The organism is Paenibacillus xylaniclasticus (assembly GCF_004001065.1).
Taxonomy (GTDB): domain Bacteria; phylum Bacillota; class Bacilli; order Paenibacillales; family Paenibacillaceae; genus Paenibacillus_T; species Paenibacillus_T xylaniclasticus.
In genome coordinates this window covers 87,405-99,782 of record NZ_BIML01000003.1, presented here as the reverse complement: position 1 = coordinate 99,782, position 12,378 = coordinate 87,405, and the positions used below count along the sequence as shown (strand labels likewise).

The 12,378-nt window shown below is 51.1% G+C and carries 12 protein-coding genes; all 12 read left to right on the top strand.

Annotated features, from left to right (window positions below; all coding sequences use genetic code 11):
• Positions 1–7 precede the first annotated feature (7 nt).
• The 12 genes from PXY01_RS04030 to rpoD all read left to right on the top strand — a co-directional run bounded on the left by PXY01_RS04030 (position 8) and on the right by rpoD (position 12,314).
• Positions 8–463 carry a cytidine deaminase gene (locus PXY01_RS04030; protein WP_127567562.1) on the top strand — a complete coding sequence of 152 codons (456 nt, stop codon included), beginning with the start codon at positions 8–10 and terminating at the stop codon, positions 461–463.
• Positions 464–488: 25 nt separating this feature from the next.
• Positions 489–1,409: a GTPase Era gene (gene era, locus PXY01_RS04025; protein ID WP_127568061.1), complete on the top strand. Its 921-nt coding sequence runs from the start codon at positions 489–491 to the stop codon at positions 1,407–1,409.
• A gap of 140 nt (positions 1,410–1,549) precedes the next feature.
• Positions 1,550–1,711: a YqzL family protein gene (locus PXY01_RS04020; RefSeq protein WP_127567560.1), complete on the top strand. Its 162-nt coding sequence runs from the start codon at positions 1,550–1,552 to the stop codon at positions 1,709–1,711.
• Between the two features lie 71 nt (positions 1,712–1,782).
• The gene (recO, locus tag PXY01_RS04015) at positions 1,783–2,535 is read left to right on the top strand and encodes a DNA repair protein RecO (protein WP_127567558.1); all 753 of its coding nucleotides are present in this window, start codon (positions 1,783–1,785) and stop codon (positions 2,533–2,535) included.
• 195 nt (positions 2,536–2,730) lie between these two features.
• Complete coding sequence (locus PXY01_RS04010) at positions 2,731–4,134, top strand: MATE family efflux transporter (RefSeq protein ID WP_246027788.1); 1,404 nt, start codon at positions 2,731–2,733, stop codon at positions 4,132–4,134.
• Positions 4,135–4,190: 56 nt separating this feature from the next.
• On the top strand, positions 4,191–4,355 hold the full coding sequence (locus PXY01_RS22265; RefSeq protein WP_164744301.1) for a hypothetical protein: 165 nt from the start codon (positions 4,191–4,193) through the stop codon (positions 4,353–4,355).
• Positions 4,356–4,501: 146 nt separating this feature from the next.
• Complete coding sequence (gene glyQ / locus PXY01_RS04005) at positions 4,502–5,383, top strand: glycine--tRNA ligase subunit alpha (RefSeq protein ID WP_127568059.1); 882 nt, start codon at positions 4,502–4,504, stop codon at positions 5,381–5,383.
• Positions 5,383–7,464, top strand: a complete 2,082-nt coding sequence (gene glyS, locus PXY01_RS04000; protein WP_127567554.1) for a glycine--tRNA ligase subunit beta — start codon at positions 5,383–5,385, stop codon at positions 7,462–7,464. Before glyQ ends, glyS begins: the two co-directional genes overlap by 1 nt.
• 424 nt (positions 7,465–7,888) lie before the next feature.
• Entirely contained in the window at positions 7,889–8,698 is an 810-nt protein-coding gene (locus tag PXY01_RS03995; RefSeq protein WP_127567552.1) for a pyruvate, water dikinase regulatory protein, read from the top strand.
• Positions 8,699–8,778: 80 nt separating this feature from the next.
• A complete protein-coding gene (locus tag PXY01_RS03990; RefSeq protein WP_127567551.1) occupies positions 8,779–9,270 on the top strand; it encodes a YaiI/YqxD family protein in 492 nt (163 codons plus the stop codon).
• 38 nt (positions 9,271–9,308) lie between these two features.
• Positions 9,309–11,159 carry a DNA primase gene (gene dnaG, locus PXY01_RS03985; RefSeq protein ID WP_127568057.1) on the top strand — a complete coding sequence of 617 codons (1,851 nt, stop codon included), beginning with the start codon at positions 9,309–9,311 and terminating at the stop codon, positions 11,157–11,159.
• Between the two features lie 18 nt (positions 11,160–11,177).
• The gene (gene rpoD / locus PXY01_RS03980; protein ID WP_127567549.1) at positions 11,178–12,314 is read left to right on the top strand and encodes an RNA polymerase sigma factor RpoD; all 1,137 of its coding nucleotides are present in this window, start codon (positions 11,178–11,180) and stop codon (positions 12,312–12,314) included.
• Positions 12,315–12,378 lie beyond the last annotated feature (64 nt).

Genomic DNA, 12,378 nt, shown 5'->3' with positions numbered 1-12,378 from the left:
AGATGGCATGAGCGATACAGCAGGTAGTTTCGCAAAGTGGGATAGTTTAATGAATGCGGCGCGGGAAGCCCGGAAGCGGGCATACGTGCCGTATTCCCGTTTCAAAGTCGGAGCGGCGCTGCTTGACCGCGAAGGTCGGATTCATTATGGCTGTAATGTCGAGAATGCAGCGTATGGCCCGACGAATTGTGCGGAACGGACCGCCTTGTTCCGGGCAATAGCGGATGGCTGTGAGCCTGGAACGTTTCAGGCGATTGCCGTGATCGGCGACACGTCAGGGCCAATTGCCCCTTGCGGTGTGTGCCGTCAAGTTTTAATGGAGCTAGGCGGACCAGATATGCCGGTCGTTATGGGCAATTTGCAAGGCGATATCGTCGTGATGTCCGTCGGTCAGCTGCTGCCTGGCGCTTTTACGTCAGCGGATTTGAACAATGATCAACAAGCTAAGGTTGATGAAGGGTAGAAGGGATAACGAGTAGATGAAACTTATGAATAACAATGACCATACGAGCAAACGTAAATTTCATTCCGGCTTCGTAGCTATAGTCGGCCGGCCGAATGTCGGAAAGTCGACTCTGATGAATCATATTATCGGTCAGAAAATTGCCATCATGTCGGACAAGCCGCAGACGACCCGCAACAAAATTCACGGTGTCTACACGAAGGACGATATGCAGATTGTCTTTCTCGATACACCGGGCATCCATAAGCCGCAGTCCAAGCTGGGCAACTTCATGGTAAAGTCGGCCGTCAGCGCGCTCGACGAAGTGGAGGCGGCTCTGTTCCTTATTGACGTATCGGAAGGGCTGGGCGGGGGCGACCGGTTTATTATCGAGCAGCTGAAAAAAGTTAAAAATACGCCCGTGTTTCTCGTCATGAACAAGATCGATAAGATTCATCCAGAAGAGCTGCTCAAAATTATTACGCAGTACAAGGATTTGTATGAGTTCGCAGAGATCGTACCGATCAGCGCGCTGCAGGGGAATAACGTAGATACGCTGCTGACCCAAATTGGCAAATATTTGCCGGAAGGTCCGCAGTACTATCCGGCCGATCAGATTACCGACCATCCGGAGCAGTTCGTCTGTGCGGAGCTGATCCGTGAGAAAATTTTGCATATGACACGCGAAGAGGTACCGCATTCCATCGCCGTAGCAATCGAGGACATGCGAGTGCAGGACAATGGCGTCGTCTATATCGGCGCAGTCATCTTCGTCGAACGCGATTCGCAGAAGGGGATCATTATCGGCAAGCAGGGTGCGATGCTGAAGGAGGTCGGCAAGCAGGCCCGGCGTGATATCGAGGCGCTGCTCGGTTCCCGCACTTTTCTGGAGCTGTGGGTGAAGGTGAAGAAGGACTGGCGTAATCAAGAACGTGTGTTGAAGGATCTCGGCTTCCAGAACGATTAACCGGTTCGTTGTGAGATAACGAAGCGATCGCAAATGATTTAACGGTTTTTAACAAGGATAGGTATTCCCTCTTTTTCGCAAGCTATAGTTGTCAGGCAGTGTTAAGCGATTTCTGACAGGGCGGAAAGGGTGAATACGGAATGCGAGATTTTTCGTGGAAGTATTTTGCGTTGACCGGGAGCGTTGACGCGTTTTTGCTCTACAAGGAAATGCACCAGATCAGCGAGAGCGAGGCGGCGGAGGACACCGCTTCGCTTGAGACCGGAGATAACAGCGAGGAAGCGGTGACCCCTCCTGTTTAGGTGACGGCGGAAGTCGTTGGCGGCGGCTGAACTGGCGCAGGGCGATTGCCTGCGATGGGAGAAGATAGGGGATGCTACACCGAACCTGCGCCATCATCATTCGAAGTATGGATTACGGGGAAGGTAACAAAATCGTTACCCTGCTGACGGAGGGCGGCAGCAAGGTCGGCGTTATCATCCGCGGCGCAAAAAAAGCCCGCAGCCGATACGGCTCGCTTGCCCAGCCGTTTACATACGGGGAGTTTATTTTTTTCAGAGGCGGCGGCGGGGGGCTTGGCACGCTGAATCACGGTGAAATTTTAGCTTCACATCATTTGCTGCGCGAGCAGCTTGACTTAGCGGCCTATGCTTCATATGCTGCTGAATTAACGGATCGGACGCTGCAGGATGATGAAGCGGACCCGTTCCTGTACGCTCAGCTGAAAGCTTGTTTCGAATCACTCGAGGCAGGGAAGGACCCGCAAATCGTCAGTCATCTGTTCGAGATGAAGATTTTACAAAGAGCCGGTTATGACCCGCAGCTCGATGAATGCGTCTCATGCGAATCACAGGATGCACCATATCAGCTTAGCGTTGGCAGCGGAGGTGTATTATGCAGACGGTGCTCGCATCGTGATCCGTATGCTATTCGGCTGTCTGAAGTGGCGCTAAAGGTGCTTCGGTTATTCCGTAGTTTAGACCTTTGGCGTCTTGGTAACGTGTCGCTGAAGGATGAGACGAAGCAGGAGGTCAAGAAAGCAATGAGACGTTTGTTGGACGCTCATATTGGTCTGCAACTGAAGTCAAGAAGCTTTCTGGACCAACTGGATAAATACGATCTTTAATGGATTAATCCAATTTTTTGTGCAAAAAGCGGATATACGAAGACGATGCGAAGGGATGCTCGATTATTTCGGGCATCCTTTTGCATATTTCGGGATTCTAAGGCAGTAATGGCTCGATACGGTCAGATACGGTGTTTGACGATTTTTTTCATCAGCACTTACAATGAACCGGAGGTTAAAGGGGGCACAGACGTCATGAGTAACCAAAAAGGAGCATTATCGGAGCGTTCGATTTCCATCTGGGCGCTAACTTGGCCGATAATGATTGAGATGACGCTCCAATTCATGCTCGGAACAGCGGACACGATTCAAGTCAGCCGAATTTCGGACGATGCGGTAGCGGTTGTTGGCATTGCGAACCAATTTTTTAATGCAGTAATCGTATTGTTCTCGCTTGTGTGCAGCGGAGCAGGTATTCTAATTGCACAGAAGCTTGGCGCGAACAAACAGATGGAGGCAAGGCAGATTGGTGTAATGTCAGTTACGATAACGGCAGCGCTCGGTATTATCATATCGATCCTGCTGGCAAGCTGTACGGATTTGTTTATTGCGATGTTGAACGTACCTGTTGATATTCGACCGCTTGCGCACACGTATATGTCCATGGTAGGCGGCGGCATGATTATTACAGCGCTTAACTTATCGTTCAGCACTGCCGTACGCAATACCGGCGATACCCGTTCGCCGATGCTCATTGCGGTCGGTATGAACATTTTACATATTGTGCTTAACTATGCTTTTATATTTGGAGCGTTCGGATTTCCGAAGTGGGGGCTGTACGGCGTCGGTGTCTCGATGCTCATTGCTCGAGGGGTTGCGATGCTGTTCCAAATTCGACTGTTCACGCACGCTTTTGGCGATCGAATTCGATTGCCCGAATATTTGAAGTTCAATAAGCAGCTGCTGAAGGAAGTCATTAAGCTTGGCTGGCCTCTCAGCATGAATGGTGCATCGTGGACATTCTCGCAGCTGACCATTTATGCGATCATCGCAACAATGGGTGCAGAGGAGCTCGCGACAAGAACTTATTTGAACACGATCGAATCGTTCGCTTTCCTGTTCGGTTGGTCGCTGGCAATGGGCGTTCAGATTCGCATCAGCTATCTTTATGGTGCAGGACGATATAGGGAAGCTTATTATGATGCATATAAAGTTGTCGGCTGGGGAATCGTCATTGTAATGGTGAATACGGCGCTCATGCTGCTGTTCCGGCATCAGCTGCTCGGTTTGTTTACAGAAGATCAGCTAATCATTGACAGCGCACTGACATTACTGTGGATGAACTTGATCCTACAGCCGGGCAAAATGCTTAATATGGCACTTGGTCAGTCGCTCAGTGCGATCGGTGACAGCCGTGTGGTGATGCTGTACTCACTCCCTATTATGTGGGCGTCAGCTGTTGGTTTATCTTACTTCTTAGCTATACCGCTCGAATATGGGCTGATCGGAATTTATATTGGAATGATTACGGATGAATATATGCGCGGCATCGTCAGCACGTACCGGTGGCGGCAGCATCGCCGCAAGGCATTCGCCAGTGATTTCGATGGATCGAAGGCCGGAACAGGTAACTCGCCGGTATCTACCGTCTCGATTTGACAACGGCGTCGAAAACGAATACTATAATCCAAGGCGAATAAAGGAACAGGCGTGCGATGATGGAAAGAGTAGCCGGAAGCGGTCGGCCGCATAGCGATTCGGGGACAGTGCAAGCCCGGACGGACCATTCGGTGAAAGGCATTTCGGAGTGCGTTAACGCATTAGAAAAGAGGGCTAAGCGACTGCTAGCGGAAGGCTGGTATGCTCGCGAGGTCAAGTAGGGTGGAACCGCGGGAGTAGTGCTCTCGTCCCTACGTCTGTCAATCAGGCGTGGGGACGGGAGCTTTTTGTTATGTTATAAGACTGTTGCCCGCAGCTTGAACGCCTTGAAACGATAACTATTGATGAAGGAGAAGAGCACATGAGCATGAATTTTCAGAACATGATTTTGACGCTGCAGCAGTTTTGGGCAGAGCAAAATTGCATTCTTGTGCAGCCGTACGACGTAGAGAAGGGCGCAGGTACGCTAAACCCGATGACGTTCCTCCGTGTAATCGGTCCGGAGCCATGGAATGTCGCATACGTAGAGCCATCGCGTCGTCCAGCGGACGGCCGTTATGGAGAAAATCCGAACCGTCTGTATCAGCATCACCAATTCCAAGTCATTATGAAGCCGTCGCCGGACAATATCCAGGAGCTGTATTTGGAGAGTCTGAAGCGTCTTGGTATCGATCCTGCGCACCATGACATCAGGTTCGTTGAGGATAACTGGGAGCATCCAGGTCTCGGCGCCTGGGGGCTAGGCTGGGAAGTATGGCTTGACGGTATGGAGATTACACAGTTCACCTACTTCCAGCAAGTCGGCGGCATCGATATGAATCCGGTTGCGGTCGAAATTACGTACGGTATGGAGCGTCTTGCTTCATATATTCAAGAGAAAGAAAATGTGTTCGAGCTTGAGTGGGTAGGCGATGTGAAATATGGCGACGTATTCTTACAGCCGGAGTACGAGCATTCCAAATATACGTTTGAAACGTCCGATAGCGCTATGCTGTTCAAGCTGTTCAATATGTATGAAGAAGAATCGAAGCGTTCGCTGGACAACCATCTGGTATTCCCGGCTTATGACTATGCGCTGAAATGCTCGCATGCGTTCAACCTGCTTGATGCACGCGGCGCCATTAGCGTGACAGAACGAACAGGCTACATTATGCGTGTCCGCAACCTTGCCCGCGCTTGTGCGGCAACTTACTTGGAGGAGCGCGAACGGCTTGGATTCCCGCTGCTGAAGAAAGGAGATGAGCGCTAATGGCTAAAGATCTGTTGTTCGAGATCGGTCTGGAGGAAGTGCCTGCACGTTTCGTTCGCGGCGCTGTTAACCAGTTGAAGGATAAAATGGAGAAATGGCTCGATGATTCCCGCATTGTGCATGGTGAAGTCGAGGCTTATGCTACTCCCCGTCGTCTGGCTGTGCTCGTTCGCTCTGTCGCTGAGAAGCAATCGGATGTGAACGAGGAGGTTAAGGGTCCATCGCGCAAAATTGCGCAGGATGCATCCGGCGCCTGGAGCAAAGCTGCGCTTGGCTTTGCCAAGAGCCAAGGCATTGAGCCGGAGCAGCTCTATTTCAAAGAGCTTGCCGGTGTGGAATATGTGTACGGTAACAAAAGCAGTGTAGGGGTCGAGACAGCATCTGTTCTGTCGGAAGGTCTGTCCTCTATCGTTCACAGCATGACATTCCCGAAAAACATGCGCTGGGGCAGTTACGATCTGAAGTTTGTTCGTCCGATCAAATGGCTCGTTGCTTTATTCGGCACAGATATTGTTCCGCTTGAAATCGCAGGTGTAGTAAGCGGTAATGTAACGCGCGGCCACCGCTTCCTCGGATCAGAGACGACGATCACAAGCCCTGCTGCGTATGTCGAAGCATTGCGTGAGCAGCATGTTATTGCCGATATTGCGGAACGTGAAGCGGAAATCGTCCGTCAGATTGAAGCGCTCGCGCAAGAGAAAGGCTGGGATATCGCCGTCAAGGAGGATTTGCTAGAGGAAGTATTGTTCCTCGTGGAGACGCCTAACGTGCTGTTTGGTACGTTCGATCCATCATTCCTGCATATTCCGCAGGAGGTGCTGATAACTTCGATGCGTGAGCATCAACGTTACTTCCCGGTACTGGATAAAGAAGGGAAGCTGCTTCCATTCTTCGTCACGGTGCGTAACGGCGACAAGACGTCGCTTGATATCGTTGCCAAAGGCAATGAGAAGGTGCTGCGCGCACGTCTGTCCGACGCGAAGTTTTTCTACGCCGAGGATCAGAAGCTGGCGATCGCCGATGCGCTTGCGAAGCTCGAAACGATTGTCTACCATGAAGAGCTTGGAACTGTAGCGGATAAGGTTCGCCGTATTCGCGCCATCGCGGATAAGCTGGCTGTTCAAGTGAAGGCTGATGCTTCGGCTGCTGCTGATATTAGCCGTGCGGCCGACATTAGCAAGTTCGACCTCGTTACACAGATGGTATACGAGTTCCCTGAGCTGCAAGGGATTATGGGCGAGGATTACGCGCGTAAAGCAGGCGAGCGCGACGCGGTAGCCAGAGCGATCAATGAGCATTATCAGCCGCGCTTCTCGGGAGATCTTGCCCCAGCATCGCTTCCTGGTGCAATCGTAAGCTTGGCAGACAAAATCGATACGATCGTCGGCTGCTTCTCAATTGGCATTATCCCAACAGGCTCACAGGACCCTTATGCGCTTCGTCGTCAAGCGGCTGGTATCGTGCAGACGATTCTGGCGCAAAGCTTGCCAATCCCGCTCGGTGATCTGTTCGATATCGCGATCGCTGTTCATGAGCAGCGGGGAGTGAAACGTTCTGTAGAAGAAATCCGTAAAGATCTATACGACTTCTTCGCGCTCCGTGTGAAGAACGTGCTGACGGAGCAAGGCGTTCGTTACGACGTTGTAGATGCAGTTATGGCAGGCGGCTTCGATGACCTGAAGCTGACGGTTGAGCGCGCTTCCGTTATCGTGGCGAATGCCGCAGGCAACGAGAAGGAAGAATTTAAACTTGTTGTCGATGCCTTCAACCGTGTTAACAACCTGGCTGCGAAAGCAGAATCGGCACAGGTCGATCCAGCGTTGTTCGCAGAGCCTGCTGAAGCAGCGCTGTACGACGCATGGAAGTCGGCTCATGAACGATATGTCGAGCTTTTCAATAGCGGTGACGTTGCAAGCGCATTGGCTCAGTTGTCGCAGCTTAAGGCACCGATTACGACATACTTTGATTCTGTTATGGTTATGGCTCAGCAGGACGACGTACGCCGCAACCGTCTGGCTACGCTTGCTTCCATCTCAGCCGATATCGTCAAGCTCGCTGACTTTAGCAAGCTGGTATGGTAAATCGAAACGTGAGAGTGATATAAAGCTGATCTAGTCGTATCTCATGTCGCGACAGGTCTGAGTTCGATTCTTGCATGGTTTGCAGTAATTTGAGTGCTGACTGAATCGAAGGCTAAAGCTACGGTATGAAATGCAGCGATTGCGGCGTAAGCATTCGCTTTATCGATTAATCGCTGCTCATTAGCTGTACTTTGTCCAGGAATTATGCCCAATCCCGTATTCGAGCGCTGGTGTAATTGCATTCTATGCAGTCTTTATGCTGCATTCTATCGTACTGTGAGGGACGTTCGTATATCCCGTCACGAGGTCAGCGTTCGACAACTGTATGTTTGGCAGTGATGTGAACGCTGACCATAACGATCGTTAGATTTACGGAATTAGTACCTAAGCGGAGCTCATATAACAAGTAACAGGAGGAGCCCAAATGGAACGAAACCTCATTGTATATGTTGTTTCCGACTCGGCAGGCGAGACGGGCGAGTTTGTCGTTAGAGCCGCGGCGGCTCAATTCCATCCGATTGTGGCCGACATTCGCAGAGCGCCATTCATTCAAGATGTATCGGCGTTGGAGCGGGTGGTGCTTCGAGCCAAACACACGGGCGGCATCATCCTGTTTACACTCGTAATCCCGTCATTACGCGATGAGCTTTTAAGATTGGGGCGAAAGTTTGAAGTGGAATGCATCGATCTGCTTGGTCAGCTCGTGACGAGCTTCGAACGACAGACAGGAAAGTCTGCCCGGCAGGAGCCGGGCTTGAACCATGTGCTCGATGCAGACTATTTTCGAAAAGTCGATGCGGTAGAGTTTGCTGTCAAGTATGATGATGCGCGTGATTCAACTGGCGTACTAAAAGCGGATATCGTGCTTGTCGGTGTCTCGCGGACTTCCAAAACGCCGCTATCTATGTATCTCGCTCATAAGAAATATAAAGTAGCGAATGTCCCGCTCGTGCCGGAACTGAAACCGCCCGATGAGCTGTTTCACGTCCGCAAAGAAAAGATCATCGGTCTAACGATCGGTGTTCCTTATCTAAATATTATTCGCAAAGAACGACTTAAGGCGCTCGGACTACCGGATAGTGCTGTATATGCGACGACGTCTAGAATCGAACATGAGCTCGCATATGCCGAGGCGGTCATGGAGAAGCTGGGCTGCACCGTGATTGATGTGTCTTTCCGTGCTGTTGAAGAGACGGCAAGCATCATAATGGAGCATATTCGACTTCAGTCCTAAGCGGTAGGCAGGATTTTATGAAGCGGCGCCGTATATAATAGTACGGTAATTTCATTATGAAATGAACGGTGATGATGTCTATGCTGCTTCAATCCGATAGCAACGCACCGCCAGACACTGCTATCATCGTTGACGGCGACGCTTGTCCGGTTAAACAAGAAATTGTAGCCGCCGCAGCACCGTTCGGTGTCCCGGTGCTAATGGTATCGTCCTATGACCATCGGCTGGAGCCGTCAGACGGCGTCAGCGTCGTGCAAGTGGACCGGGGCAGCGATTCAGTCGATCTATATATCGTCAATCGGGTTCGCAAGGGCCATATCGTAGTCACGCAAGACTTAGGCTTAGCGTCCCTTGTACTGGCGAAGGGTGGTATTGTACTGTCAACGCGTGGTGAACAGATTGTCGAGGAGGAAATCGGCTATTTGCTTGAACGTCGTCATGAATCGGCCAAGAGGCGCAGAGCTGGCGGAAGGTCGAAGGGCCCGCGAGCGCTAACGGATGAAGACAGACTTCGATTTCAGCAAAAACTGACAAAACTTTTGAGTCAGAGGCAGGAGTTTTGTCAACATTAGCGAATAGTATTTAGGTGCAAGAGGAAAAGGTGAGTAATGTGGCATACGGTAAAATTCCGGAGTCCGCCATTGAAGCGGTACGCAATGCGCATGACATCGTGGAGACGGTCGGGAAGTACGTTCATCTCACCAAAAACGGGAAATATATGAAGGGCTTGTGTCCGTTCCACTCGGAACGAACGCCATCCTTTACGGTTACGCCAGAGCTCCAAATATTTCACTGCTACGGATGCGGCAAGAGCGGTAACGTTATTCGATTCATTGCGGAGATTGAGGGGTATTCCTTTCCGGAAGCGGTGCGTATTCTAGCTGAAGAAGCCGGAATTCCGGTTACTTGGGCAGACAGTGCTGTCTTCGGCCCGCCGGCAAATCCGGATCGAGACCGGCAGATTGAGGCACATGAACTGGCTGCAAAGCTGTATCATTATTTGCTTATGAACACGCCGCAGGGTCAATCCGCACTCGCTTACTTGCGTGGACGTGGTATGTCGGACAAGCTAATCGATCAATTCTCGATAGGATATGCACCTGAATCTTGGGATACGCTAGCCCGGTTTCTCGAGGCACGTAAGTTTCCGCTCGCGCTTATGGAGAAGGCCGGCTTGTTATCTGCGAAGCAGGATGGCACCGGCTATGTCGATCGGTTCAGAGGACGTGTTATGTTTCCAATCTGGAACCGGGAAGGTAAAGTGATCGCTTTTGCCGGACGGATAATGGGTGACGGGCAGCCGAAATATTTGAACTCGCCTGAATCTCCACTTTTTACGAAAAGTCGGACATTGTACAATTTCAATCATGCACGGCCTGATATTCGCAAGCGAAGAAAGGTCGTCCTGTTCGAAGGCTACATGGACGTTATTAAATCGTGGAACGCAGGAGTCCGCAACGGCGTTGCGACGATGGGAACCGCTCTAACGGATGAGCATGCCGCGATCTTAAGCCGATCAGCTGATGAGATCGTCATATGCTATGATGGCGACAATGCCGGTAAAGCGGCTGCGATGAAGGCGATTCCGATGCTCGAGAGGGCTGGCTTGACGGTCAGTGTAGCGATGCTGCCAGGCGGCATGGACCCGGACGAGGCGATCGAGGCGTATGGCCCCGACGCGTTTTTGCGTGATGTAATGGACCATCCCGTATCAGCCGTGAAATTTAAGCTTATATATTTGCGAAAAAACCATATGCTAGAAGAAGATGAGGGGCGACGCAAATATTTGATCGAGGCGGCCAAAATAATTGCGGAGCTTGAGTCCGCTACCGAGCGTGAGGTGTACATGCAGGAGCTGTCAAGGGAGCTTGGCATTTCAGTCGAATCGCTCAAGCAGGATGTATATACCGCGCGCCAGTCGATGCAAAATTTGCATAGCCCAAGGGATAATAACGGTTTTTCGTGGAATAATGGTAGGAATGAAAAGCGTCCTTCGTCTGCTGGTCCGCCGGTACTGCTGCCTGCTTATCAACAAGCGGAACGCAAGCTACTGTCGGTTATGATGCGCGATGCCGAAATGGCACGTAAGGTGCACGACCGGCTGGGAGATGCTTTCAATGTAGAGGATCACGCAGCTCTTGCTGCTTATTTATATGCATTCTATGCGCAAGGTCATGATCCTGATGTCAAACGGTTCATCTCCACGCTTCAAGACGATCGTCTTGAGCGGACGGCCGCTTCGATTCTGTTAATGGACGGCGACTTCCCATTCAACGAGCAGCTGCTCGACGATTTCATCCGGGAAATTCGTAAGATGCCTCGCATACGCGAGCTCGAACAGAAGAAGGAACAGTTAGTGCGGGCGGAGCGATCCGGAGACATTGCGCAGGCTGTGCAAATTGCAAGTGAGATTATAGCCCTAGAGAGACAGCTGAAAGGACGGCAGGACGATCGTTTCTAGGGAGGAGGGAGTCGTAATATGGCGAATGATCAACATACTGAACTAGAAACGGAGCAGAAGCTAGAGCTCATCAAGGATCAACTTATTGAGCACGGTAAGAAAAGATCCTCCTTAACCTACAAAGAGATAATGGAGAAGCTGGCACCGTTCGATCAGGATCCGGAACAGATTGATGAGTTTTTCGAGCAGCTTGACGATTTGGGAATCGAAGTAGTTAATGAGAACGATGATGATTCTCCAATGAGTCGGGATGATCATGACCGTGAACGGGATCACGAGCACGATGAATTTAACTTCGACGACGACTTGGCGCTTCCGCCAGGTATTAAAATTAACGATCCGGTACGGATGTACCTGAAAGAGATCGGAAGAGTACCGCTCTTGTCGGCTGATGATGAGGTAGAGCTCGCCAAGCGGATTGAGAAGGGCGATGAGGAAGCAAAGCGCCGGCTCGCGGAAGCGAATCTGCGTCTTGTAGTTAGTATCGCCAAGCGGTATGTGGGACGCGGAATGCTGTTCCTCGATCTCATCCAAGAAGGAAATATGGGTCTGATTAAGGCGGTTGAGAAATTCGACCACACGAAAGGGTACAAATTTAGTACGTATGCTACATGGTGGATTCGCCAAGCGATTACGCGGGCAATCGCAGACCAAGCGCGTACGATCCGTATACCGGTTCATATGGTCGAGACGATTAACAAGCTCATTCGCGTGTCCCGTCAACTGCTGCAAGAGCTTGGACGCGAACCGACGCCAGAAGAAATTGCGGCAGAGATGGAGCTCAGCACCGATAAAGTGAGAGAGATTATGAAGATCGCGCAAGAGCCGGTTTCGCTCGAGACTCCGATCGGCGAGGAAGACGACTCGCATTTGGGTGATTTCATTGAGGATCAGGAAGCGCTCGCGCCAGCCGATGCTGCTGCGTACGAACTGCTGAAGGAACAGCTGGAGGACGTGCTGGATACATTGACGGAGCGGGAAGAGAACGTGCTTCGTCTTCGTTTCGGTTTGGATGACGGTCGGACTCGCACGCTGGAGGAGGTTGGCAAAGTGTTCGGCGTTACACGTGAACGGATTCGCCAGATTGAAGCTAAAGCGCTGCGCAAGTTAAGACATCCAAGCCGCAGCAAGCGATTGAAGGATTTTCTTGAGTAATGGCCCGGGACCTTTCTGCTATGTGCAGCAAGGTCTTTTTTTCCAAATTCGGAAGGGGAGCGGA